Below are 23,650 nucleotides of genomic sequence, written 5' to 3' on the forward strand. Positions count from 1 at the left end.
TTAAGAAATTAGTAACAAAATTGGCAAAATCCTTTCTGTTCGCTTGGCACAGATTAAAAAATGGAGAAAGTTAGGAAATATACAATTTGGGGCATGGGGCATGGGGCATGGGGCATTGGGCATTGGGCATTGGTAATTAGTAATTGGTAATTGGTAATTGGTGTTTGTTATTTCTCCTTGCCCCCTCATCTCCCTCATCTCCCTCATCTCCCTCATCTACCTCATCTCCTCATCTCCCAATCGCTCAATCTCCCATTTCTTCTCGCAATAAGGCGCGGAATCCGGCTTGCTGAAAATGTTCGTTGGCGGTTAAGGCTTCGGTAATTCCGCCGTATTGCATGACAATAAAAGATACGCAATCAACAAAGCTCCATTCTTTTTCGGAGCGATCGCAATATAGTTGAAAAGCTCTATCGTAAAGTTCTGGAGATAACGGTACAATTGCAACTTTCGAGTCTGCTGCTAGGGCATTTAATAAGGTAACTGCACCATGACGAAATGGCTGTTTGCATAGGAGATTGCCGATTTCTAGCATCACAGCTTGGGTAGTTACCAAGCGTGTACCGGCGGTTTCTAAAATTTCTGCGAGATGCACAGCACGTCTATGTAATTTATCTTGCGGTGCAGATAAGGCGATCGCAAATGTTGTATCAAGAAAGACTTCAGACTTCATGCTGAATTTCTGAACCTTATAAATATTTGTCGATGTTGGTAGACCAATCAGTCGGCCCTGAAAGATTCAGCGATCGCGCGGTCTGCAAGAATGATACACTTTCCTGCTTCTCAGGCGGTAAAATTTCGATACTCAACCGCACACGAGTATTGTTTGGTAATGCGATCGGTTCAATAGGATAGAATACTCTGCCATCAAATACGGCTGTGATTTTATCTGCCATGATTTTCCCAAAGCGCTGCAATTATATCCTAGTCTGGTTGTGTACTGAAGGGGGAAGGGTGAAGGGGGAAGGGGGAAAGGGGAAGGGTGAAAGGGGAAAGGGGAAAGGGGAAAGGGGAAAGGGGAAGGGTGAAAGGGGAAATTTTATACCAATTTGAAAAAAGAATGCGACAGATTGTAGGGGCATGGGCATTACCATTGGTGTCAACTTAATGTGAAACCAGCTTGGTTGCAAGGTTTTGCCCTCACCCCCAGCCCCTCTCCCACACGGCTACGGTGTACACAGAAGTCTTGAAATCCTACCTGGAAGGGAGTTTTAAACTCAGATAAAAATCGCTCAAAACCTGTCATTGCGAGCGAAGCGTTCGCGTAGCGTCTCGAAGAGAAGCAATCCCAGCACCAAGCGATTGCTTCGTCGTTCCTCCTCGCAATGACGATTTCAGGGGCTTGAAATCCCTGAAACGTATGCGGAGAGTACTTGTGTGTACACCGTAGCTCCCACACGGAGAGGGGAGTAAGAGATTTAGTTCCCCTTCTCCTGCGGGAGAAGGGGTTAGGGGATGAGGGCGCGAGGTATTTGTACAACGCTCACCCTATATAGCTTTTAGCTTAAGTTGACACCAATGGGGCATTGCCCTGCCCTCTAGAATATTATTGATATGTCGCATACATTATTTGATTTGGTATTACCCTAGCCATTGATGGTTAGGGTAGGAATCAGGGAAAGCTGGATTTTTTTGCAAAGGCTTGTGCCAATTTTAACTTCATTGTTTATCGTTTCTTTGGTCAATTTTTTAATATACAAATACCCAAAAATTTTTAGTCAGAGAACAGTCAGCCATTTTGGAGAATTGAACATCCAAAATCCAAAATTTTTTGTCAAATCTTGCAAGATACCCAAATACCACGGCCATGTTTGGCAAATTCATCGATGGTTTGCAGTGATAGCTCGTGATTGGTCATATTTTGCAGCATTGCCAATGGTAGAGTGAGAGAATTTGCACCCGCTTGGAGGGAAGCTACTGCTTCTTCTGGAGATTTAATACTAGCCGCCATAATTTTTGTATCGCTACCTTTGACCACATTAGCCATTTGCTGCACTAAGGCTATGCCATCACCTAAAAGTTTAGTAGCTCGATTAACATAGGCGATCGCATATTTTGCACCCGCTTCTTTGGCTATTGCGGCTTGCGCTGCACTATAAATTCCTGTCACCGCACAGGGAATTTCCCCCTGTAATGCTGCAACAACCTGAAAACCAACTAATGCTGCAGGAATTTTTAATATAGTTTGCTGACCAATAATTCCAAAAGCCGCCCGCCCTTCTGCTAACATCTCATCAAAATCGGATGACATTAGCTGGTAAAACAATGGGCCTGTAGTTAACTGTGCTAATCGTTTGAGTGTAGTCTCTACTGGTAAATCGCTTTTTGCTAAAAGAGTTGGGTTGGTTGTGATACCTTTTACCCAACCCAATTCCTTAGCAGCCTGAGCTTCAGCGATAATTGCCGAATCGAGATAAATGCTCACGTTTTGCTCCAAAGAAAGGTGATTTCGCTGTCATTTTACAGCTGATTGGGGATTGGGGATTGGGGATTGGGGATTGGGGATTGGGGATTGGGGATTGAGGATTGGGGATTGGGGATTGGGGACTGGGGAACTCGGGGCCCCCTCTGGGGATAAGGGGTAATGGGGATTGGGGAACTCGGGGCCCCCTCTGGGGATAAGGGGTAATGGGGATTGGGGATTGGGGATTGGGGAAAGGCTGACATTCAGAACTCTTGTACAGACGCGATTAATCGCGTCTGTTGCAACTCAGCACTGTTCCCTGAAATAAAGCTATACCTAGCTTCGCAAAAATCAAAAATCAGTTCTATCTCAATACCTTATATATAGTGAATATATTTCGTGGGCAGAACCACAGGATGGGGTGAGCGATGGCAGCAAATTATACAGTTAAGAAAATCAAAAAATCCCTTCACGAAGCGGGTGTTAAATTTGTCCGCATTCTCTGGTGTGATAATGCCAACATCATTCGGGGGAAAGCTGTGCATTTAGAGATGCTTTCTCACTATTTTGAACATGGTGTAGGCATATCAGCAGGGGAACAAGGCATACCTGTAATGTATGATGCGATCGCACCTGATTGTGGTTTGGCTCCTGTGGGTGAAATCCGCTTGGTTGCAGATTGGGATAGCTTGGCACCTCTACCATACGCCCCTGGTCATGCCCGTGTGCTGGGAAATATGATACTTGATCGGCAACCTTGGGCGTTTTGTCCGCGCCATTTTCTCATGGAGATGATCGCCGCCGCAAAACGTGAAGGATTGGAAGTTAAAGCCGCTTTTGAAAACGAATTTTATCTATTGCGACAAACATCTGAGGGCATTGTACCTACAGAATCCACGGTGTTTGCTGCTACTCAAGCAATGGATATTAATCGGGAGGTAATTGATGCGATCGCAGATGCTTTAATTGCTCAAAAAATCCCTGTAGAACAGTATTACCCAGAATCCGGCCCCGGTCAGCAGGAAATATCTATGCGTTATACCGACGCTTTGCGTGCCGCTAACTACCAAATTGTATTTCGAGAAACCGTCAGAGCGATCGCGCGTCAGCACAATTTGACTGCATCTTTCTTACCGAAAATCTTTCCTGAAGCAGCGAGTAGCGGTTGTCACATCCATCTCAGCTTGTGGCGTGACGGGGAAAACATTGTACCCGATGCTCAAGGTGCCGCAGGTCTGTCTCCGACAGCTAGAGCCTTTATTGCAGGTATTCTGCATCATCTGCCAGCACTGATGGCTATCACTACCCCTAGTCCCAATTCTTACCGCCGCATTCGTCCTCATACTTGGAGTGGGGCTTTCCGTTGTTGGGGAATCGATAACCGCGAAGCGGCTGTGCGAGTTCCCAGCGACCCTGAATTTGGCAATCCGACACATTTTGAGGTCAAAACTGTAGATGCAACCGCGAATCCTTTCTTAGCTTTAGGCGCAATCATTGCAGCCGGACTAGACGGAATACAACGCAATCTTGAACTTGCCAACCCTGTCAACGAAGACCCCGGAAATTTACCCAGCGAACAGCGCACAGCCAATGGTATTGACCCCTTACCCACAAATTTAGGAGAAGCGTTAGAGAACCTCAGACAAAATAACGTCTTATTAAATGCTTTAAATCCCCAATTATCGCAAGCCTTTGTCGCAGTCCGTCAAGCCGAATGGCTAGCAATGAAAGATTGGGACTTAGATGCAGAAGTAAAGCTGTTATTGGAGAGGTATTGAGGAGAGTGGGCATGGGGGATAGGGCATGGGGCATGGGGCATTTGTCAAAGGTCAAGGGTCAAAGGTTAAGAGTTAAGGTTGGAATGTGGGTTTCAAAGGTGCAGTTTTGCAGATCAAAGGTGTAATGTTCAGGCTTAAAGCCGCAACTTTGGAGATAAAAGCCGCAACGTTCAGGCTCAAAGCGGCAACTTTGCAGATAAAAGCCGCAATGTTCAAGCTCAAAGCTGCAAAGTCCAAGTTCAAAGCTGCAACTTCCACCCTCAACACCTCAACATTCAAGCTCAAAAGTAGAAACCCCACCCTCAACACCTCAACCTCCAAGTTCAAAGCTACAACTTTCACCCTCAACACCCCAATTTCCCCGCTTAAAACCTAATCATTGTTCCTATCTCCCCCATTCCCCCTTCCCCCTTCCCCCTTCCCCATTTCCCAACCCCCATGCAACTCAACCTCACCGACATTCCCCTCATTGATCAACACGCGCACAATATACTTAAGCCGGAAGTTGCGGCGCGTTATCCGTTTGCGGCTGCGTTTACGGAAGGATATGACGAGGAAATAGTTAATCATCATGCGCGCCACACATTCTTTTATCGCCGCAGTCTCAGAGAAATCGCAGCTTTATTGGAATGTGATGCTGAGGAAAGTGCGATCGCAGCTCGGCGGGAAAGTTTAGGATTAGAAAATCTGACGCGGCTTTATTTCCAAGCTGGGAACCTAGAAGCGATTTATTTGGATGATGGATTGGACACTGAAAGTATCCTACCTTTGTCATGGCACGAACAATTAATTACCGTCCGTAGAATTCTGCGGTTGGAAGTAATTGCAGAACAGCTAATTCCTCAAGTTACCAATTTTGAGGATTTTCTCGCCAGATTCCACAGCGAAATCGATCCGCCGCCGCCTGGAGTTGTGGGTTTTAAGAGTATTGTTTGTTATCGCAGTGGTTTAGATGTCCAGCCTGTAACTTATGAAGTGGCTGCATCTCGTTTTGATGAAATTAGACAAACACTCAATAATCAACCAGTGCGTCTGGTTGATAAAGCTTTGATTGATTTTTTACTGCAAGAAGCCTTGTTAATTGCGGCGAAATATCAGCTACCCTTGCAGTTACATACTGGTTTTGGTGACCCCGATTTAGATTTACGATTAGCTAATCCCCTACATTTGCGATCGCTTTTAGAATTACCCCAATATCGTCAAGCACCTTTGGTATTGTTACACGCGGCTTATCCCTTCATGCGAGAGGCAGGGTATTTAGCTGCTGTTTATCCGCAAGTTTATTTAGATTATGGTTTGGCAATACCATCTTTAAGTGTATCGGGAATGCGTGAAGCCATCAGGCAATTGTTAGAGTTAGCGCCAACTAGCAAACTGATGTATTCCTCTGATGCTCATTCAATTCCCGAATTGTATTATTTAGGGGCAAAATGGGGTCGCCAGCTATTACAAGAAGTACTCACCCAGGCTATTCAAGATACCGATATTACTCTGAAAGAAGCAGAAGCGATCGCTCTTGCAATTTTACGCGAAAATTCCTTATCTCTGTATCAATAAGCCAGGGGGCAAGGGTCAGAGAAAAGGAATAGTAGTGATGAGTCTACAAATTGAATAATTTATGTTTACAATTTCCCCTTAAGGAAGAATTACTATCTTCCAACCCCCAAATTTAATACCAAATCAAATAATGTTTGCGACACATCAATAATATTCTAGAGCGCACGGCGTGTCATACTCCTACAATTTGTCGCATTCTTTTTTCAAATTGGTAAGTAACCACGCAAAATTAATTACAGTCATTGCGAGCGCAGCGTAAAGCCTTCGGCATAGCTTCGCTTAACGCGTAGCGTCTCGAAGAGAAGCAATCTCAACCCTTGCGATTGCTTCATTCCGCTCCGCTCCATTCGCAATGACATTTTGTAATTAATTTTGTTTAACTACTTATTACTCAACAAAAAACAGATCAATCATTTTGGAGGGGGTTTGGGGGACGCAACCGTCACCCAATCGGGGGTTTGGGGGAGAATCCCCCAATTCTTCTGGCTTCTTTAATTCAGTGATACCAAATCAAATAATGTTTGCGACACATCAATCAATAATATTCTAGAGGGCACAGCGTGCCATACTCCTACAATCTGTCGCATTCTTTTTTCAAATTGGTATAACATCTTACTCCTAGCCTAATTACAAGTTATATCCCAAGGTAAAATACCACAACCAAGAAATGAAGAGCTATCTTTCCAGTCAACTGTCTACTTTCAACAGTATTTTCAAGTCATACCAAGTTGGAATGCTAGGAGTTAAACTGAATTTAAGGTGTAGTATTGCCAACTAAATTACCTTTATCTTTAGATGTATGCAACTCGCTAGTAGTAACCACGATATTGTTAACAGCATTAGGATTGGTAACAGTTTTGATTTCTACAAAAGCCTCGCGATTTGTAATCAATCTAGAGCGACGGTTACGAGTGATATAGTTCCACGCCCACTGGAAGACTACTAGTAATTTAGTGTCAAATTCAATTAAGAAGTAGATGTGAACTACTAACCAAAATACCCAAGCTAAGAAACCTGTGAGTTTGAGGAAGCCTAAATCGACAATGGCTAAATTCTGCCCAATCATCGCCAAACTACCGACGTGATTGTAATGGAATGGTGGCAAATTATAACCTTGGAGTCGTAGTTGAATGAGTGTGGCTACATACTCACCTTGTTGTTTAGCTACAGGTGCAACACCAGGTAAGGGTTTACCATCTTGATGGGAGAAGTTGCCTAAATCTCCGATGACGAAAATGTTGTCATAACCCTTGATAGTCAAGTCTGGTTCAACAATCACACGTCCAGCTTTATCGCACTCTACACCTGTACGTTTTGCTAAAACTCTCCCCATTGGCGAACCTTGCACACCAGCAGCCCACAGGATAGTTTTTGAGGGAATAGAGGTGATTTCGTCGCCTTGCTTGTAAGTAACGATGTCATTTTCAATATTTGTGACTCTGGTGTTGGTTTGAATATCCACACCCAATTTGCGTAGAGATTTTGCTGCTACTACTGATAAATCTTGTGAAATGTGTGGCAGGATGTAATCGCCACCTTGTAATAAGACAATTTTCGCTTCTGAGGTGTTAATGTTGCGGAAATCTTCTTTGAGGGTTTTGTATGCCAATTCTGCGATCGCACCTGCTAATTCTACCCCTGTAGGGCCACCACCCACAATCACAAAGGTTAACAAAGCACGGCGTTTTTCAGGATCAGTTTCTTTTTCTGCGGCTTCAAAAGCGCCAAAGATCCGGCGACGCATTTCAATCGCATCTTCAACAGTTTTCAAGCCAGGGGCAAATTTTTGCCAGTTATCTTTACCAAAATAGGAGTGGTTAGCACCTGTAGCCACAATTAATGTATCGTAAGGTACTTCTTTATCGTTCAAGAAAACTTTTTGTGCTTTGGGATCGATATCGCTTACTTCTCCCAGCAACACTTGTGTATTCTTACTTTTGCTGAATACAGATCGCAATGGTGAGGAAATATCAGCAGGTGAGAGCGCACCTGTGGCAACTTGATATAAAAGCGGCTGAAATAGGTGGAAGTTACGTTTATCGATGAGAGTAACGTTTACATTTGCGTTAGCAAGATGCTTTGCTGTATATAGTCCACCAAAACCGCCGCCAATGATGACCACTTGATGTGGTGCTTTCTTTTCAAGTTTGCTTGTCATAAGACATATTTCCTTCTGTTAAGAAGCTGTAACTATTCTTAACAAATATGTAACAGGATTTTGATATAAATTGCGGTTTCTTTAAAAACAATTAAAAAAATCAGAAAAGTAGCTAAAGCTACTAAATTGTAAAATTCTGCGATCGCTTTCAGCCAGTGACCTTTATTAGCTGATTTTTGCTACAAAAACCGTATTTTTTATGACATACATCAGCAATGCCAATATCAGACTCATATTTAATTTTGAAATTCACGTAGGATGCGTTAGCGATCGCGTAACGCATCCCTAGAAATGCTTAAATATTTCTTTCTCATTGGTTTTCGACATAATTTGAAGTCAACCATTTTAAAAAATTAAGATTTTCTGCAAGCAAAATTTGTCATTGCGACCGGAACGAACTGTAGGGAAGCAATCCCAGAATCTCAGGCGATTACGTCGCTGCACTCGTGCGTAAGTCCTAATTGTCTCAATCTGCGAAGGCGATCGCTAAATTTTTTACAGTAATCAAATATGGCAGACTTCATTCAAATAATTGGTATTACACCCTGCTTTAAATAACTCTAAACTTACTAGTTGACTAATTGTCTTTTAACAGAAATGAAACTTTTAGAACTGCACCATTAATAGCGCTCATTTTGCTTGTACAGCTTCTTTGATACTAAAGTTAACTTCTTGCAAGTGTTCATTGATGTATGAAAGCAAAGCATATAAAAAAACAACAATGCCGAACATCTCGCAGAACTCTTCAACAGCTGTAATCATTGCATAGGTTAGATCCAAATTATATATCTCGTTATGTCGTCCAGCAAACATTTCTGCACCTATGGCACCGCTAACAAAAATAGTACCAGCAACCACAAATAAAAGCCTTGTTTTTTTTGGAAGATGAGTCAAAAATTTGAGATAAGACAACACAAAAATAATTGTTAGGGGAATACCAACAGCAACCCAACCGAAGTGAAGAAACCCAGTTCTGCTAATGTGTGATCCTAAAATTATATCTGCATTCTCATGAATCATCGCTACTTCATCTATAGACATATACAAAAAAATAGCCGCTAAAACTTTCCAATGTAAGATGTAGCGAGTACGGGCCGTCTTTTGAGATTTAGCAATTAATGCTAAGAGCAGCGAACAAAATAATAGCATGATAGATGAATACCAAGTGGGAATATTAGAATCCTGCCCCACATCGAACAACCTGACTAATCCAAAAACTCTACCATGACCAAGAACATAGGTAGAAAACTGTCCAGCAAAGCTGATAATGCTTAGTCCTATGACTACTATGGTCAGAAGTATGCCAACTCTTCGCGGAGAAATAAATAACGCTAGTCTCACTAATGTAATTTCCTAAAAGCGAAACATCAATATCAGTATTTTAAATTTAATTAATCATTATTTAACTTGGATTTAACATTTAGTTTGTTGAAATTTAAATGTTAAAAAAATCCCATGAGAGTATAATCTTCTCACTGAGAAGCATCAAGAAAATAATCTATAAAGTTAGCAATTTAATAGATATTAAAAGCTTTTAGCGGCTATATAACCTAAAAGTCTCGTTTTTCACTTTAAACAGCTCAATTATTCCTAATAAATTCTGATTCTTGTGATGCAGAAAAATAATTTTTATTTCTACCCTGGGAGAGATGACTAACTGTTGACATTAAGATGCTACTTTTCCCTGAAAACAATTTACCTTGCCCATTGTTGCAAGATATAAGCATAAAAAGCTTCTTTATCTACTTGATCCATTGCATAAATCTTGCGCCCACCAGACACTACTTTAGTCCGTCCTTGACTTGGCCCAGTAGTAATAATTTCTGTTTCCCATTCCCGTAATTGATAAAATTCTGGATGTCCTAGATAAGCCGTCGCCAACACATCCCAAAAATAATAGTCTTGGGGAATAACTAAGGCATAACACTGTCCCGCCAAATCAGAAATAGGATAGTGACGTTGCTTTCCCATCTTTTGCACTAAATCTGATGTTACGGGTACATTATTAGTTAAATCCAAAGGACACATAATAATTTCAATTTGACTTTCCCACACCCGCGCTGCAGAAACTGCGTCCCAATAAACATTCCATTCCGCAGAACCATCTTGTCCTGGTTCCCAATTTTTTTCTACATTTCCAGGAACATTTAAAGCACCCCCCATCCAAACAATCTTTTGAATTTTCGCTTCAATATCTGGTGCTTGATCTAAAGCTGTTGCCACTGTAGTCAATGGCCCTGTTACCATCAACGTTACTGGTGCAGTCGCCTCACGCAAAACCTTCACCATAAAATCTTGCCCTGTCTCTGCAACCAAGCGTGTTTTCATGGTTTCGTTTTGATTGAGAATTGGGAGATGATCAACTACAAAAGAATCACGGCGATAGAGATAAGGAAAAGCGTTAATACCCCGCACCGTGCTTTCCGCCACCGGGATATGCGAAAATCCCATCAAGTCTAAAATTTTACGCGTAGCACTAACAGCAGGTTGCACATAGCAATCAGCCGGAGTCACAACCACACCCAGTAATTCCACATGATCCATCGTCAACAGCAGCATAGTTGCTAGATAGTCGTCCACACCGCCATCGTGATCCATTAATACAAGTTGTTTGGACATACAAGGAGCATTAAATATATGGATGAATTTATACAAGCTGCAATTCAAGAAGCAAAACAAGGTAGACAAGAAGGGGGAATTCCCATTGGTTCAGTGCTTGTCAAAGATGGCAAAATTCTCGGCAGAGGACACAACAAGCGCGTACAAGATGGTGATCCTGTTACCCACGCCGAAATTGATTGTCTCCGCAACGCCGGAAGAGTTGGTAACTACAGAGGTACAACACTCTATTCAACCTTAATGCCATGCTACTTATGTGCTGGCGCAGTCGTGCAATTTGGCATTAAAAAAGTCATCGCCGGAGAATCGAGAACCTTTCCAGGTGCTAAAGAATTTATGATATCTCACGGCGTAGAAGTAATTGATCTCGGTCTAGATGAATGCGAACAAATGATGAGCGAATTTATCGAAACGAATCCCGAATTGTGGAATGAGGATATTGGGAAGTAGTTATTTGGGGTTTGTCATTTGTCATTTGTCATTTGTCGTTTGTTATTTGTCGTTTGTCATTTGGGAATTGGGTATTTGTCATTAATTATTTCTCCCCTGCTCCCTGCTCCCTGCTCCCTACCTTACTCAGTCTCCCTTGCTTGGAAATATAAACGTGCTATATTAATGCACCGGGATGCAATGCCATTGTATTGGCTGACATCGTTAATGTATCAGGATGCAATGCCATTGTATCGGCTGACATTGTTTATGCATCCGGATGCAATGCCATTGTATTGGCTGACATTGTTAATGTATCGGGATGCAATGCCATTGTATCGAGTCACATTGTTAATGCATCCGGATGCAATGTAATTTTAGTAGCCAATAGCCAATCTTTTACCCCCTCATCTCCCTTATCCCCCTCATCCCCCTCATCCCCCTCATCTCCCTCATCTCCCTCATCTCTCTCATCCCCCTCATCCCCCTCATCTCCCTCATCTCCCTCATCCCCCTCATCCCCCTCATCTCCCTCATCCCCAAACTAAACTCCCCTCTCCTTTAAAAACGCATCAAACGTTAACTTATCAGGTAAGGAAGTTTGCGCCCCTGATTTTGTCGCAGCTAAAGCACCTGCAGCCGCACCCCAAACCACCGCCTGGCGTAAAGCAAGCCCTTCATAAAGCGCAGCAGCTAAACCACCATTAAAAGCATCACCAGCCGCAACTGTATCTACAACCTGAATGGGAAAGACTGGGACAAAGAAACTTTCTTCAGCAGTGGCACAAAAAACGCCCTTAGCGCCGAGTTTGACGATCGCACATTTAACGCCCCGTTGCAATAAAACCGCAGAGGCTGCTTTTGCTGACTCTTCGTTATTTACAGGAAACCCCACTAATTGCCCTGCTTCCACCTCATTGGGTGTAATGATATCTACTAGGGAATAAAGTTCATCTGGCACATGAGATTGTGCGGGTGCAGGGTCGAGAATCACCTTTACTCCTGCTTGATGCGCTGCTTTCGCCGCAGCCACCACAGCAGCCAGTGGAATTTCAAATTGTAAAAGTATTGCGGTGCTATTTGGTAATAAATCAGACAATCGCTCTACATCTTCTTGATTGACACGCCCATTCGCACCAGGAATCACAATGATTTGATTTTCACCTCTATCATCGACTGCGATCGCAGCTACTCCCGAACTGACATTTTCATCAATAGAAACATTTTCAGTTTCTACACCAGAGTTTTGTAAATTGTATAGTAATTCTGAGCCAAAACTATCTGTACCTACACGCCCAACCATGTGAGTGGGAATTCCCAAACGTGCCAGTGCAACAGCTTGATTTGCACCTTTACCTCCGGGAACTTGCACAAAGTTATGTCCTAATAATGTTTCTCCCGGATTTGGCAATCTAGGTACTGTGGCGACTAAATCAATATTGATGCTACCAAAAACAATAATACTCATAATGCTGATGTAAAAGGTGATTTAGCCTCATCCTACAAGAGGCTGTAAATAGCCAATCTACTTCGCCTGATGTTCTCGCAATATATCCATCGAGGCTAGAGGCGATAAATAACCGTATTTTTCGCATAGTCACCTTCATTCAGTTTTACAGATGAGGTTTCCGTTTCTCAACCGCGTAACAACTTAGCTAAGAATAATTAATTAAACTCCCAGCTTGCTTGCACAACTAAAAATTTAACCATAGCTCCCTACATATATCAAAACCGCCCTAAACTAACTATGGGGCGGCTTTGAGAGAAGAATTGTACATGGGGCTTTATAGCTTTATTGCCCCGGTTTCTGTATAAGAGGTTCTGTATGTATGTGTATACAAGATGCTTGTGACCCATTCCGGAAAAAATTTAGAACTTGTATGTTCCCATACTAGAGTCTGGGTAATGGGGGATGAGGAATATAAACCAATACGCTTGGGTTAAGCTCATTAGCAATTGATTTATCACTTATATAAAGAAGCCAGCTCAATTGGGAGATTCTCCCCCAAATCCCCTATTGGGTGACGGTTGCGTTCCCCAAACCCCCTCCAAAATTATTATTCTGTTTTTTGGTTTTGTGATCCATTCATTTGCTTAACTGAACTGTATTTGAATATAAACACCAAATACCAAATGACAATTGAAAGTAATAATTTACGATATTAATATTTAGGCTATAGATAATACTAGTTAATCATTATTGTAAATTACATAATTAATCAAAGAATTACATTAAATCGACTGAATAAATGAGCCTGCTCTGCCTAGAGAGTGATTTTATCACCGGAATTCGCTAATTACTTTTCATTCTCCAGATTGATGCAAGCTTTAATAAATCAGGGTAAAAATAAATTATCGAACCTCAGACGAAGAGTTAACAACTTCAAATGTCATATAACTTTTGAATAAGAATTATTATAAATTAATTTGTTATTCAAGTTATAAAGAAGTTAATTTCTCCGCTAGGTTTATCAGTAAAAAAACAGATGAAAGCATATCTAAAAAAAGGGAGTTTTCAATTAACTGAATTTAGGTATATGCATCTGTTTTGAAGTACAAATTATGCGTTTTTGACGCTTTTTATTGAGGAATACAAATGAAAATTATTGCTTTGGTTTCATCCATCTTACGTCCAGTACGTTTTTTAGTTCTCGCTTTTACCTGCACACTGCTCTTTGTATCTAATGCATTCCCTGCTTTTGCAATTGATAGCTATCAAAGCAATCCAGAAGAAGCCACTACACAACTTCTGGAAACTCAACGCAAGACTGACGAAGTAAGCAGATCTAACCCCCCTGGATTGAAAGAAGTTCAAAAGAAATCAAATGAAGGACTGAATGAAGTTCAGGGTGATGCAGATATTGACAAAATGAAACGCCCTGAAAATTCCACCAGTTCAACTTCAGTAGAAGATAATATCGAAAACTTTTTGGAAAAAGTAACAGGCAAGAAGTAAGCCTTTTTTAGGCTCAGATTAATAGTCTAAGCCTAAATTATAATGCTCTCCTGGTTTTAAATCTAAGCTAGCATCGGGTTATTTTCCCAAATAGTTTATAATCTCTGAATGTAAGAAGCATCTTGATAATCGTGAAGATTCAAGATGCTTCTTATAATCTATGAGTAAATAAAAAACAATAATAACTAGTTCAAATTTTAATATTTAAGCATCTGCCTATAAGCAGAAAAATCAACTATTTCATTGAAATTAAAAATAATTAACATTATTTCTGTAGGCTGATGTAGTTTAAGGCTGAAATTTGGACACTTAATAAAGAAGTTCGCCAAAAGAGAGAAAGTTATGCCTAAACCAAACATAGGATTAACAGAACAACAGCGTCAAGGTGTCATTAATTTGCTCAATCAAGATTTAGCAGATTCTTATGTGCTGTTAGTTAGAACTAAAAAGTATCACTGGGATGTTGTTGGCCCTCAGTTTCGTACTCTGCACCAACTATGGGAAGAACACTACGAGAAACTAACTGAAAATATTGATGCCATAGCAGAGCGGATTCGGACTTTGGGTGGTTACCCTGTTGGGACATTAGAGGGATTTTTAAAGATTGCTACCCTGAAAGAAAAAGCTGGACAAGTTCCGACAGCTACAGGAATGGTAGCTCAACTAGTAGAAGATCATGAGCAGGTAATTCGTAACCTGAGAGAGCATGTGAATAGCTCTAGCGAAGAATTTAATGATGAAGGAACTGCTGACTTTTTAACTGGATTGATGGAAGAACATGAGCAGATTGCTTGGATGCTGCGCTCCTTTATTGAAGGACAAGCATTGGAAGCAACCAGTAAACCTTCAGCAGCTGATACTCAAACTCCTGTAGGTGTATAGCTAATAAAGCAGGTTCAGGGTTAGGGATAAGCGCGACAAGTTTTGTTTTAACTGAAAAGGATCGAAAGGGTAAAGGTTGCAATTAATCCTTTACCCTTTTTACCCTTCACCTTTCCCCAATCACAAACATATAAAAAATTGCAATAAAAAGATTTAAGGAGATTCAAGTGGCAGAAACCTATATAGCAGAACGTACTATTTCATCTGTATTTAAAGAACAGAAGCAAGTTGATGATGTAATTCGGCGTTTGTTAGATCGAGGCGTACCGAGAGATCATATTTCTGTTTTGGGTAGAAACTTTCAATCAGAAACTCGAATTGCTGGGTTTATTACCAAAAGAGATGTGATTTTGGGAGGTTTAAGAACGGGAGCAATTTTTGGTTCCTTGTTTGGTTCCTTTCTCAGTTTGCTTACGGGTGTAGGTGTGCTGTTCATTCCGTTTGTTGGGCCAATTGTCGCAGCTGGCCCCATTAGTGCGGTATTACTGGGGGCTGCAACAGGTGCGATCGCAGGTAGTGCTGGTGCGGGATTAATATCAGTTCTTACGGCTTTAGGAATGCCGGAAGATAAGGCCACAATTTACCAAACCCGCTTACAAGCTGGCGAGTTTTTATTGATGGCAGAAGTCCCAAGCGATCGCACTGGCGAATTTCAATTATTATTAGAAAGTGCTGGCGGTGAAGAAATTCACAGTAATGAGAAAATCTTAGCTCGTCCTTGTCCTGGCCCTTGCAATCGCCCAGAAGATTTATCGCCAGAAGTTCGCTCGCATTTATCGAATGAAGCACAGCGCACTTTTATTGAACGCTATAACGTCACCCTCGCTGAAACTAGCGACGAATTCACATCTGAACAAGCGGCTTGGGATGCAGTGCGTCAGCAATTTGATGAAGATGAAAATGGTGTTTGGTCAAAGTCTAAGGTAGAAGCTTGATTTTTGAAAATTAATAATAAATCCAGATGAAAACAGATGAATGCAGATTTATCTGTTTTTATCTGCAATTTTATCAAAAATAACTAAGCGCTAATACATAGTAAATAACGCCAAAAAATATATAATTGGATTTTAATTTCGTTCAGACTTGATTAATCGCGTCTCTTCCAGTGCTAGGGCAATTTATAGCTAGCAACGCGGATAGTTAACTTACCTTTGTTGGGGTCTTGGCTAAATACAAATGCTCCTTCTTCTGTTTCACCGCCAGATAAAAAGTCTATTTGTTGTTCCCCGGTTTCTGTAACTTTGCCCTTAATTTCTAACTCAGCGATGATTTGTACTGATGCGGCTGTATCTCCACCTTTATTGATCACTTCAAAAGGGACATAAAACTGTCCATTAATTTGGCGCGTTCTTTGTTTGTTGATGATGGATACTATGGGGGGTTGATTTTTGTCATTTAGCCAAGTAAATCCCACCAATCCGATAATTACTGTGATAATAAATGAAGCAGCAGTAAATGTGAGCCATTCAGCAAGCGATCGCTCTTCATGCTGGTTATCTTGATTATTCATATTGCTAACCTGCCAGCTGCACCACCAATGGTTGCAGGTAACCCTAACATTAAAGTGTGATCTAACCACATTGTCCAGGGGTCACTCAAACTCAACTTTTGAAAAAACCACAGCATCAACGCAGCGGCTAACAGTGAAACTAAATAAGACATAATGGTTTCGCTTGATGGGCGTTGAAAAATTCCTTTTTGCTGTCTGCGCTTTTGCTGGTCGGAAAAACCTGCCTGAAACACTATGCCATAGGAAATCACTAGTGATGTAGCGATTATTGCTAGTAACCACGGAGGTGATACTGTGGCTGCTAGCATGGGAATTTCATCTGTGGGGGCAATGTTAAATGCAATTACGGTCGCACCAATAAGAGTGGCACCTAAATCGGAGAGGGTGGCGTGTAAGTTACTCCATTGTTTCTGAGTTGTTTGCCTTTCAGTATTGGTACTATCAGTATCCCCTAAAAATTGATTAGCTAATGCTACACCAAGAGTAAATGGTACACTTTCAAAGATGATTTTGCCTAGTGCTTCTCTCAGAGAAGTTTGCGGTGTCAGTTCTTGTAATAAAAATAGCATAAAGCTAGAGCAAGCTAGCCCGATCGCCATTGCTTCTATAGTATCTATTATATCCTCGTAAGCTCGTCTACCATGTCTGCGTTTGCGGAAGCCTTCTGCCTGGTTAACTAAGAACACGCCAATAAACATTAATGCGATCGCTAACATCATCATGGCTGGTTTTGCTAGCGATCCAATCCACCATACTTCCATTGTGTACAACAAGGGAATACCAAACAAAAAGCCTCCACAAGTACCTCTAATGATGTCATTAATCTCACTTTTCCATATATTTTTTTGACGATATTTTTTAGACACTACTAAATTTTCCTTTCAGTTATTACTTACTGAATTATTGTTAGTCTAAAATAAGTAATTAATTCGGTAGCAAGCAGGAGCGATCGCTTACTCAATCATGGGTGTTAGCTACGCCCAAAGCTTTATTTGATTTATGATTTAGGAATATTTTTATTATTTATTATAGAAGCTGCTAATTTCGCATCTACCTTGGGTAGATAAAAATAGAAAATAATTTACTTTCTCCTGACAGATGCAAAGGTTTTATTTTTTAGTCTAAATTATTTCTGTTACTAATAATTCAACTTAACTAAGAGTGCAGGTAAAAACTTATGAGTATTGAAAACAGAGTAGAAGCTACCGCCAAAAATATCGAAGGTAAAGTTCAAGAGGTCATTGGAGAAGTAACTGGTAACCCAGCAGATAAAGCTGAAGGTAAAGCAAAGCAAGCTGAAGCCCAAGTTACACACACCACCGAAAACATTAAAGATGAACTGAAAAAGGCGATAGATTAGTTCTCTAGATCCCAATGTTGGGTGCAACCTTTGATACTAGTTTGGAATTCGTAATTCGTAATTCATAATTCGTAATTATAGAAGGTTGACAAAATCTAATGCCTCTAGCTTTACAATTTATTACTCCCCAATTTCTTACCAGTTTAGTAGTTTAGTAGGTTGGGTTGACGTAAGGAAACCCAACACAGAAATATAGGTTAAGCTTTAATCATCCATGTTGGGTTAAGCGCAGCGCTTAACTCAACCTACATCTGCTATATCTGCTGCTTGTGAGAAATACAGGTATTAAATTATAAAGAATTAGAATGAATTGTAGAACTCCATTTCTGTAAAGAAAGTGGAGTTCTATTGTTCTTAAGAAAGGTAATAGGTTAACTCTAGCCATGAGCCTAATATTATGTGCTTAATAACTGCTACGACTAGTTATTAAGCCCCATAAGAAAATAGCAATTATTGCGCCAATGACAGCAATAATTAGACTAGGAATACTGAGAGTAGCAGCAGCAAATGTTGCTCCTGGTGGACTCAAGAAAGAAACTAAAGTTCCTCCAATCAAAGCACCAATTATACCTAAAACCATTGTCGAAAGAATTCCGCCACCTTGACGACCTGGGTAAATAGCTTTAGCTATAGCACCAGCAATAATACCAAGAACAACCCAAGCAAGAAGGTTCATAATATTCTGTACCAAATGTAACTACTAGGTTATTGATTACAGTCTAAAGTGACTTCTGCCATAAGAGATAAGTATAAATTGTAAAAAAAAATTGCCTGATACTGCTAAAAAAATAAATTGCGATATATACCTAGAGTAAATTCTGCAAATAACCCCCCAAAAAATAAATTCTAGGCTTGGTATTGGTACTATTTAAGCAACATAGATATCCAATTTTTTTCGCAACTTAAGATTACTAAAAACTCGCAAAATGTCACATACAATTACGTAACAGAGTAAACAAAATTTAGCATAACCAGCAATTTTCATATATTGTTTGGCTCTTTAGTAGTAGTTACTAACCCAAAAATGTTAGGTGAGGGATAGGGAAAAGGGCAAGGGATAAAAACCTTTCCCCTTTACCCCTTAACCTTTACCCTTTGTAATTGGTAAAAAAAAATAGGGGTAACTCTGAGACTCCAGAATTACCCCTATTTAAATCTTAAATTATAGAGGCGATCGCTTATGCAAAAGCGGCAGTTTTGACATCGTTGTTTGCCAAAATTTCTTGCAATTCATCGGCATCTACTGTTTCTTTGTCAACCAGCATATCCGCGATTTGGTCGAGGATGTGGCGGTTATTGACTAATACTTCTTTGGCGCGAGCATAAGCTACATCTACCAGTTTGCGGACTTCTTCATCAATGGCAGCTGCTGTTTCTTCTGAGAAGTCACGCTCTGACATGATATCGCGGCCAAGGAACATATTACCTTGCTGGCGACCCAGAGCTACGGGCCCTAGTTTGTCACTCATTCCAAAGCGGGTGATCATTTGACGAGCAACACGGGCTACTTGTTGTAGGTCATTAGAAGCACCAGTGGTAACTTCTTCTTCCCCAAAGATTAATTCTTCAGCAATCCGGCCACCTAAAGCTACTGCCATTTGGTTTTCCAAATAAGCGCGGCTGTATAAGCCAGTATCCATCCGGTCTTCGCTAGGAGTAAACCAAGTTAAACCACCTGCACGACCACGAGGAATAATGCTAATTTTTTGTACTGGGTCATAATCTGGCATCAACGCACCCACTAAGGCGTGACCGGCTTCGTGATATGCAACCAAAGTCTTGCGCTTTTCGCTCATGACGCGGTCTTTCTTCTCTGGGCCAGCTAACACGCGGTCAATTGCGTCGTTGATTTCATCCATCGAAATTTCAGTTAAATTCCGCCGTGCTGCTAAAATTGCGGCTTCATTTAACAAGTTGGATAAATCTGCACCAGTGAAACCAGGGGTACGGCGAGCAATTCTGTCTAAGTCCACATCTTTAGCTAAGGTTTTACCACGAGCGTGAACTTTGAGAATTTCGCTACGTCCAGCATAGTCGGGACGGTCTACTACTACCTGACGGTCAAAACGACCGGGACGCAACAGCGCTGCATCTAGTACATCGGGACGGTTGGTAGCCGCGATAATGATGATACCAGTGTTACCTTCAAAGCCGTCCATTTCGGTAAGTAGCTGGTTGAGGGTTTGTTCCCGTTCATCGTTACCACCGCCTAAACCAGCACCCCGTTGACGACCTACTGCGTCAATTTCATCGATGAAGACGATACAGGGAGCATTAGATTTGGCTTGCTCGAACAAGTCACGGACGCGGGAAGCACCCACACCCACAAACATTTCTACGAACTCGGAACCAGAGATAGAGAAGAATGGTACACCAGCTTCCCCAGCAACCGCACGAGCTAGGAGGGTTTTACCTGTCCCTGGAGGGCCAACGAGTAATACACCTTTAGGAATTTTGGCACCAACGGCGGTAAAGCGATCGGCGTTCTTCAAAAAGTCTACGACTTCATTTAATTCCAGCTTGGCTTGGTCAATACCAGCGACATCACCAAAAGTAACCTGAGTTTGAGGTTCCATTTGCACTCTGGCTTTAGACTTACCAAAGTTCATAGCTTGGCTACCAGGGCCACTTTGAGCACGACGTAGTAAGAAAAATAAGCCAACTAGAAGCAATACAGGGAAAAATAAGCTACTTAATGCCTTAAACCAAAATCCTTCGTCGGTTTGAGGCAAAACAGAAATATCAACGCCTTTGGCAGTAAGAGTATTAATTAAGTCAGGGTCATTGACTAATGTGACTACTTTTTTATTACCGTCTCTAGATGTAACCAGGGCTGTAGAACGGTCTGCACTTAAACTGACTTTATCTATTCTGCCTTTTTCAACTTCTTGAATAAATTGGCTGTAGCGTAATGGTTCTCGGCTTTGGGGTTGCTTATCAAAAAATGCTGTTCCTAAAGCAATTACAACTATAAAGAGCAGTGCGTACAGCCCCGCGTTTCTCCATCTTTTATTCACTGAGGTCAATCCTCCTAATATTTTTCGTGCGATCGCTTCTATTTGTCATTTGTTATTCGTTCCTTGTCATTTTTTATGAATGACTCTGAGTAAATCACTCATGACTGTGGCGAAGCAGGGTTTCCCCTTGAGGTAACTTTACGTCCCATTCTCAGCAGAACTGGGCTGTTTTGCCACCTTTTGGTAACGTCTCTAAAAGAGAGGGTGTTTTTAAGAATTATGTTAACTTATCTTAACGTATACCAAAATGGTGACGTTGTCATGCTAAAAAAACTCCTGAGCAATTGAAAACTAGAATGGTGAGGATTATATTGTAGCGACCCAGCAGGCTGGTGAACGGTATGGATAGGGAGGAATTCCACCACAGAGTTAGTGTAGGCGATCGCTGCAAATTCCTTGACTAACTCCATTGTCCAGGGTTCCTCTTTTACTTGTTGCTGCTGGGATTGCAGCCATTTTACAAGTTGCGATCGCACAATTCCTGGCAAAATTCCTTCAGCTAAAGGCGGTGTCCACCAACAACCATCACGCCAACCCCAAAGGTTACCAGTGCTGGTTTCTAGCCAATTTCCTGCTTGATCGACTAAAATCGCTTCTTGAGCAGATGAGGTTAGGCTGCTATTTCTGGCTAACCAAGGGCTTAAGTAATTACCAGTTTTATGAGAAGCCAGAGTGCGATCGTATTCTGCACTGACAATGGCGCAAACTACTCCATTTGCTTGTTTTTCACTTAAATTTTCTGGTAATAACCTACCCGTTATCCATTCCCGTCCATCAGGGAATAGGGTAATTCTGAGAATGGGGAAATGTTGTAGCAGCATTTCCGCACCTTGACGTATCCGATTCCAGTCTGGTTGTTGCCAACCAAAAGTTTTGAGAGAGAATAGTAGGCGATCGCAATGTAAAGTCCAGTGAGTTAATCTACTATCCAGCGAATTCTCATAAACCCGCATCGTAGTAAAAATCGTCGCCCCATAAAGTAACCCTGGATCGTTAATGTTTAATTCTAGGGTTTGGGATTCAATTAATTGACCGTTGTACCAGTAAATCAGATAAATTCGTCTTTCCTCAGCAACTATTACGGCTGATTCTAGTACTTCTTCCATCCCAAGGGAAGAAATCAAAGTATGGTGCTGACGACTAACTAAAGACGAGAGTATAATAATTAGCTTCTCCTTGTGCCTTCTCTCTCCGTATTAATAACAACGAGATGTATCAGAAGCCAAGAAAAGCGGAATTTCATGAAACAGCAAAAAAATATATTTAGCCATCTCACCGCTATAGAAAGAACTAGCTTGTCATTTCCAGCACAATATTTATTAAATCAAAACCTGCTTCAAGGCAAAATATTAGATTTTGGTTGTGGCTTTGGTAATGATGTGAAAATATTGCGGGACAAAGGCTGTGATATTACAGGTTATGACCCTTATTATTGTCCCCAATATCCTCAAGAAAAATTTGACACAATCATTTGCTTTTATGTATTAAATGTGTTGTTTTCTGAAGAACAAGCTAGCGTACTCATGGAAGTAGCACATCTATTGCAGCCAGGAGGTAAAGCTTATTATGCAGTGAGGAGAGATATCAAAAAAGAAGGTTTTAGAGAACATTACGTTCATAAAAAACCTACATATCAATGTATTGTAAGACTTCCTTTCAATTCTATTTATTTAGATGACATTCGGGAGTTTTATGAATATCGGCATTACAATCACCAACGCAACTCCTCCAATAATTGTCTATTTTGCAATCCCTATACACATTTAAAACTATTAACAGAATCCGCAACTGCTTATGCAATTTTTGATGGCTATCCCCTCAGTAAAGGACATATTTTAGTTATTCCTAAACGCCATGTGAGCAATTATTTCGACCTACCATTTAAAGAACAATCTGCTTGCTGGTTTATGGTCAACAAAGTCCAAGAAATGCTCAAAGTAGAATTTAATCCTGATGGCTTTAATGTGGGAATCAACGTCAATCGCGCCGCAGGTCAAAATATGATGCACGTCAGTATCCATATTATCCCGCGTTACAAAGGTGATACTGTAGGTGTTAAAAGTGGGATGAGAAATGTGATTCCTAAAAAGATATAGGAATCCGCTTTGATTCGGAGAAATTATTTGCGTAGGGAGGGAAGAGGGAACAGGGAACGGGGAACAGGGAAGAAGAAATAAAAGTGTACTTAGTTTTTTTCAAAAATCAAATATGAGTCCTATATCTATTTGATTGGTAATTGGTAATTGGTAATTGGTAATAGTCATTGCTCATCAGGGTTTATACCCAGCGCTCTCAATTTTTCTGCTAATTGTTGAGCGCGTTGTTCTGCTTGTTGAGCGCGTTGCTCTGCTTGCTGCGCGCGTTGTACTTCTTGTTGAATCTGTTCTTTTGGCGTAGGATAACGCTTTCCTTGCTCATTGTACCAATACATCCATTCCCGCGTTACACCGGAATAGTTTCCCCTTTCGCAACCAATTCCTAAACCAATTTCTGGTAGCCAAATTGGGTTTCCGGCTTGCAATTCATAACTACCATTAACTAACTTATATACTTCTAAACGCGCTTTGCGACGACGGCGAGGAGCATAAATTACGTAGTAAAGTACACCTAATTCTGCATATTGTTGTAACTTAGCAGTGTATTCTTTGCGATAAGTTTGGGAAACTACCTCTAGCACTAAAATAGGTAGAACATTTTCTTCCCACAACACATAACTGGGACGTAATTCTTCATCATAAAAACGCTCTACTCCTAAGCTCAGAAAGCCATCGGGTACAATGGGCGGTTCATCTGGGTGATGATAAATACCCATATCTACGCCAAAGAACCAGTCCATGCGTTCTGACCAAAGAATTAGCAGTATTGCTTTTAATAAGCCTGGTATTAATTCTTGCAGTTCATTATCCACAGGTGTATCGTCAGAGTCGGGCAATTCTTCAGCAGAAGGCAAGTACCTCGGCAGGTTGTAGTTTAACATGGC

Annotated in this window: 25 protein-coding genes; 10 read left to right on the forward strand and 15 right to left on the reverse strand. The window is 41.1% G+C overall.

The window, feature by feature from the left end; all coding sequences use genetic code 11:
* The 4 genes from HGR01_RS12245 to HGR01_RS12260 form a co-directional block, all read right to left on the reverse strand.
* Positions 1-198 (reverse strand): hypothetical protein, encoded by a 198-nt coding sequence (locus HGR01_RS12245; protein WP_155539389.1) that lies wholly within the window; start codon positions 196-198, stop codon positions 1-3.
* A 46-nt stretch (positions 199-244) separates the two neighbouring features.
* Positions 245-673 carry a type II toxin-antitoxin system VapC family toxin gene (locus HGR01_RS12250; RefSeq protein ID WP_045871694.1) on the reverse strand — a complete coding sequence of 143 codons (429 nt, stop codon included), beginning with the start codon at positions 671-673 and terminating at the stop codon, positions 245-247.
* Positions 674-689: 16 nt separating this feature from the next.
* Positions 690-896, reverse strand: coding sequence for an antitoxin family protein (locus HGR01_RS12255; RefSeq protein WP_045871693.1), 207 nt, complete (start codon positions 894-896; stop codon positions 690-692).
* Between the two features lie 878 nt (positions 897-1,774).
* The gene (locus HGR01_RS12260) at positions 1,775-2,425 is read right to left on the reverse strand and encodes a transaldolase family protein (protein ID WP_045871692.1); all 651 of its coding nucleotides are present in this window, start codon (positions 2,423-2,425) and stop codon (positions 1,775-1,777) included.
* A gap of 407 nt (positions 2,426-2,832) precedes the next feature.
* Here HGR01_RS12260 and HGR01_RS12265 point away from each other — a divergent pair, with 407 nt between their 5' ends.
* From HGR01_RS12265 to HGR01_RS12275, 3 genes are all read left to right on the forward strand, one after another.
* Positions 2,833-4,182, forward strand: a complete 1,350-nt coding sequence (locus tag HGR01_RS12265; protein ID WP_045871690.1) for a glutamine synthetase family protein — start codon at positions 2,833-2,835, stop codon at positions 4,180-4,182.
* An 85-nt stretch (positions 4,183-4,267) separates the two neighbouring features.
* Positions 4,268-4,558 carry a hypothetical protein gene (locus HGR01_RS12270; protein WP_155539387.1) on the forward strand — a complete coding sequence of 97 codons (291 nt, stop codon included), beginning with the start codon at positions 4,268-4,270 and terminating at the stop codon, positions 4,556-4,558.
* A gap of 62 nt (positions 4,559-4,620) precedes the next feature.
* Entirely contained in the window at positions 4,621-5,739 is a 1,119-nt protein-coding gene (locus tag HGR01_RS12275) for an amidohydrolase family protein (protein WP_045871688.1), read from the forward strand.
* A gap of 754 nt (positions 5,740-6,493) precedes the next feature.
* On the opposite strand, the gene HGR01_RS12280 is transcribed toward HGR01_RS12275, so the two are convergent.
* The 3 genes from HGR01_RS12280 to HGR01_RS12290 form a co-directional block, all read right to left on the reverse strand.
* Complete coding sequence (locus HGR01_RS12280; protein WP_081584062.1) at positions 6,494-7,897, reverse strand: NAD(P)/FAD-dependent oxidoreductase; 1,404 nt, start codon at positions 7,895-7,897, stop codon at positions 6,494-6,496.
* 630 nt (positions 7,898-8,527) lie between these two features.
* On the reverse strand, positions 8,528-9,238 hold the full coding sequence (locus tag HGR01_RS12285) for a hypothetical protein (RefSeq protein WP_045871687.1): 711 nt from the start codon (positions 9,236-9,238) through the stop codon (positions 8,528-8,530).
* A 354-nt stretch (positions 9,239-9,592) separates the two neighbouring features.
* Positions 9,593-10,516 (reverse strand): nucleoside hydrolase, encoded by a 924-nt coding sequence (locus tag HGR01_RS12290; RefSeq protein WP_045871686.1) that lies wholly within the window; start codon positions 10,514-10,516, stop codon positions 9,593-9,595.
* An 18-nt stretch (positions 10,517-10,534) separates the two neighbouring features.
* Between HGR01_RS12290 and HGR01_RS12295 the strand changes: the two genes are divergently transcribed.
* A complete protein-coding gene (locus tag HGR01_RS12295; RefSeq protein ID WP_045871685.1) occupies positions 10,535-10,966 on the forward strand; it encodes a nucleoside deaminase in 432 nt (143 codons plus the stop codon).
* A gap of 165 nt (positions 10,967-11,131) precedes the next feature.
* Positions 11,132-11,320, forward strand: a complete 189-nt coding sequence (locus HGR01_RS12300; protein ID WP_168160998.1) for a hypothetical protein — start codon at positions 11,132-11,134, stop codon at positions 11,318-11,320.
* A gap of 24 nt (positions 11,321-11,344) precedes the next feature.
* Here the strand turns inward: HGR01_RS12300 and HGR01_RS12305 are convergent, their stop codons facing one another.
* Complete coding sequence (locus tag HGR01_RS12305; protein WP_155539384.1) at positions 11,345-11,488, reverse strand: hypothetical protein; 144 nt, start codon at positions 11,486-11,488, stop codon at positions 11,345-11,347.
* Position 11,489: 1 nt separating this feature from the next.
* Entirely contained in the window at positions 11,490-12,413 is a 924-nt protein-coding gene (gene rbsK, locus HGR01_RS12310; protein ID WP_045871684.1) for a ribokinase, read from the reverse strand.
* A 1,128-nt stretch (positions 12,414-13,541) separates the two neighbouring features.
* Here rbsK and HGR01_RS12315 point away from each other — a divergent pair.
* The 3 genes from HGR01_RS12315 (at position 13,542) to HGR01_RS12325 (ending at position 15,718) form a co-directional block, all read left to right on the forward strand.
* Entirely contained in the window at positions 13,542-13,901 is a 360-nt protein-coding gene (locus tag HGR01_RS12315; protein ID WP_045871683.1) for a hypothetical protein, read from the forward strand.
* Between the two features lie 342 nt (positions 13,902-14,243).
* Positions 14,244-14,783, forward strand: a complete 540-nt coding sequence (locus HGR01_RS12320) for a Dps family protein (RefSeq protein ID WP_045871682.1) — start codon at positions 14,244-14,246, stop codon at positions 14,781-14,783.
* Between the two features lie 167 nt (positions 14,784-14,950).
* On the forward strand, positions 14,951-15,718 hold the full coding sequence (locus HGR01_RS12325) for a ChaB family protein (RefSeq protein ID WP_045871681.1): 768 nt from the start codon (positions 14,951-14,953) through the stop codon (positions 15,716-15,718).
* Between the two features lie 173 nt (positions 15,719-15,891).
* On the opposite strand, the gene HGR01_RS12330 is transcribed toward HGR01_RS12325, so the two are convergent.
* Both HGR01_RS12330 and HGR01_RS12335 read right to left on the reverse strand, forming a co-directional pair.
* A complete protein-coding gene (locus tag HGR01_RS12330; RefSeq protein ID WP_045871680.1) occupies positions 15,892-16,293 on the reverse strand; it encodes a TIGR02588 family protein in 402 nt (133 codons plus the stop codon).
* Positions 16,290-17,159: a TIGR02587 family membrane protein gene (locus tag HGR01_RS12335; protein ID WP_045871679.1), complete on the reverse strand. Its 870-nt coding sequence runs from the start codon at positions 17,157-17,159 to the stop codon at positions 16,290-16,292. Before HGR01_RS12335 ends, HGR01_RS12330 begins: the two co-directional genes overlap by 4 nt.
* Positions 17,160-17,470: 311 nt before the next feature.
* Between HGR01_RS12335 and HGR01_RS12340 the strand changes: the two genes are divergently transcribed.
* Entirely contained in the window at positions 17,471-17,653 is a 183-nt protein-coding gene (locus tag HGR01_RS12340) for a CsbD family protein (protein ID WP_045871678.1), read from the forward strand.
* 403 nt (positions 17,654-18,056) lie between these two features.
* Here HGR01_RS12340 and HGR01_RS12345 read toward each other — a convergent pair whose 3' ends face one another.
* From HGR01_RS12345 to HGR01_RS12355, 3 genes are all read right to left on the reverse strand, one after another.
* A complete protein-coding gene (locus HGR01_RS12345; RefSeq protein WP_045871677.1) occupies positions 18,057-18,329 on the reverse strand; it encodes a GlsB/YeaQ/YmgE family stress response membrane protein in 273 nt (90 codons plus the stop codon).
* Positions 18,330-18,831: 502 nt separating this feature from the next.
* A complete protein-coding gene (gene ftsH3, locus HGR01_RS12350) occupies positions 18,832-20,670 on the reverse strand; it encodes an ATP-dependent zinc metalloprotease FtsH3 (protein WP_045871676.1) in 1,839 nt (612 codons plus the stop codon).
* Positions 20,671-20,897: 227 nt separating this feature from the next.
* Positions 20,898-21,776 (reverse strand): aminotransferase class IV, encoded by an 879-nt coding sequence (locus HGR01_RS12355; protein WP_194007824.1) that lies wholly within the window; start codon positions 21,774-21,776, stop codon positions 20,898-20,900.
* A gap of 135 nt (positions 21,777-21,911) precedes the next feature.
* Here HGR01_RS12355 and HGR01_RS12360 point away from each other — a divergent pair, with 135 nt between their 5' ends.
* Complete coding sequence (locus tag HGR01_RS12360; protein ID WP_045871675.1) at positions 21,912-22,766, forward strand: HIT family protein; 855 nt, start codon at positions 21,912-21,914, stop codon at positions 22,764-22,766.
* Positions 22,767-22,930: 164 nt separating this feature from the next.
* On the opposite strand, the gene HGR01_RS12365 is transcribed toward HGR01_RS12360, so the two are convergent.
* Positions 22,931-23,647, reverse strand: a complete 717-nt coding sequence (locus HGR01_RS12365; RefSeq protein ID WP_045871674.1) for a Uma2 family endonuclease — start codon at positions 23,645-23,647, stop codon at positions 22,931-22,933.
* Positions 23,648-23,650 lie beyond the last annotated feature (3 nt).

Source organism: Tolypothrix sp. PCC 7712 (genome assembly GCF_025860405.1).
GTDB lineage: Bacteria > Cyanobacteriota > Cyanobacteriia > Cyanobacteriales > Nostocaceae > Aulosira > Aulosira diplosiphon.

What these genes read in the sequence shown, in the direction of transcription:
- HGR01_RS12330 (WP_045871680.1), bottom strand. Translation starts at nt 16,293, where the DNA reads ATGAATAATCAAGATAACCAGCATGAAGAGCGATCGCTTGCTGAATGG.
- HGR01_RS12295 (WP_045871685.1), top strand. Translation starts at nt 10,535, where the DNA reads ATGGATGAATTTATACAAGCTGCAATTCAAGAAGCAAAACAAGGTAGA.
- HGR01_RS12255 (WP_045871693.1), bottom strand. Translation starts at nt 896, where the DNA reads ATGGCAGATAAAATCACAGCCGTATTTGATGGCAGAGTATTCTATCCT.
- HGR01_RS12275 (WP_045871688.1), top strand. Translation starts at nt 4,621, where the DNA reads ATGCAACTCAACCTCACCGACATTCCCCTCATTGATCAACACGCGCAC.
- HGR01_RS12340 (WP_045871678.1), top strand. Translation starts at nt 17,471, where the DNA reads ATGAGTATTGAAAACAGAGTAGAAGCTACCGCCAAAAATATCGAAGGT.
- HGR01_RS12365 (WP_045871674.1), bottom strand. Translation starts at nt 23,647, where the DNA reads ATGTTAAACTACAACCTGCCGAGGTACTTGCCTTCTGCTGAAGAATTG.
- HGR01_RS12320 (WP_045871682.1), top strand. Translation starts at nt 14,244, where the DNA reads ATGCCTAAACCAAACATAGGATTAACAGAACAACAGCGTCAAGGTGTC.
- HGR01_RS12250 (WP_045871694.1), bottom strand. Translation starts at nt 673, where the DNA reads ATGAAGTCTGAAGTCTTTCTTGATACAACATTTGCGATCGCCTTATCT.
- HGR01_RS12280 (WP_081584062.1), bottom strand. Translation starts at nt 7,897, where the DNA reads ATGACAAGCAAACTTGAAAAGAAAGCACCACATCAAGTGGTCATCATT.
- HGR01_RS12245 (WP_155539389.1), bottom strand. Translation starts at nt 198, where the DNA reads ATGAGGGAGATGAGGGGGCAAGGAGAAATAACAAACACCAATTACCAA.
- HGR01_RS12315 (WP_045871683.1), top strand. Translation starts at nt 13,542, where the DNA reads ATGAAAATTATTGCTTTGGTTTCATCCATCTTACGTCCAGTACGTTTT.
- rbsK (WP_045871684.1), bottom strand. Translation starts at nt 12,413, where the DNA reads ATGAGTATTATTGTTTTTGGTAGCATCAATATTGATTTAGTCGCCACA.
- HGR01_RS12345 (WP_045871677.1), bottom strand. Translation starts at nt 18,329, where the DNA reads ATGAACCTTCTTGCTTGGGTTGTTCTTGGTATTATTGCTGGTGCTATA.
- HGR01_RS12300 (WP_168160998.1), top strand. Translation starts at nt 11,132, where the DNA reads ATGCACCGGGATGCAATGCCATTGTATTGGCTGACATCGTTAATGTAT.
- HGR01_RS12290 (WP_045871686.1), bottom strand. Translation starts at nt 10,516, where the DNA reads ATGTCCAAACAACTTGTATTAATGGATCACGATGGCGGTGTGGACGAC.
- HGR01_RS12360 (WP_045871675.1), top strand. Translation starts at nt 21,912, where the DNA reads ATGAAACAGCAAAAAAATATATTTAGCCATCTCACCGCTATAGAAAGA.
- HGR01_RS12265 (WP_045871690.1), top strand. Translation starts at nt 2,833, where the DNA reads ATGGCAGCAAATTATACAGTTAAGAAAATCAAAAAATCCCTTCACGAA.
- HGR01_RS12355 (WP_194007824.1), bottom strand. Translation starts at nt 21,776, where the DNA reads ATGGAAGAAGTACTAGAATCAGCCGTAATAGTTGCTGAGGAAAGACGA.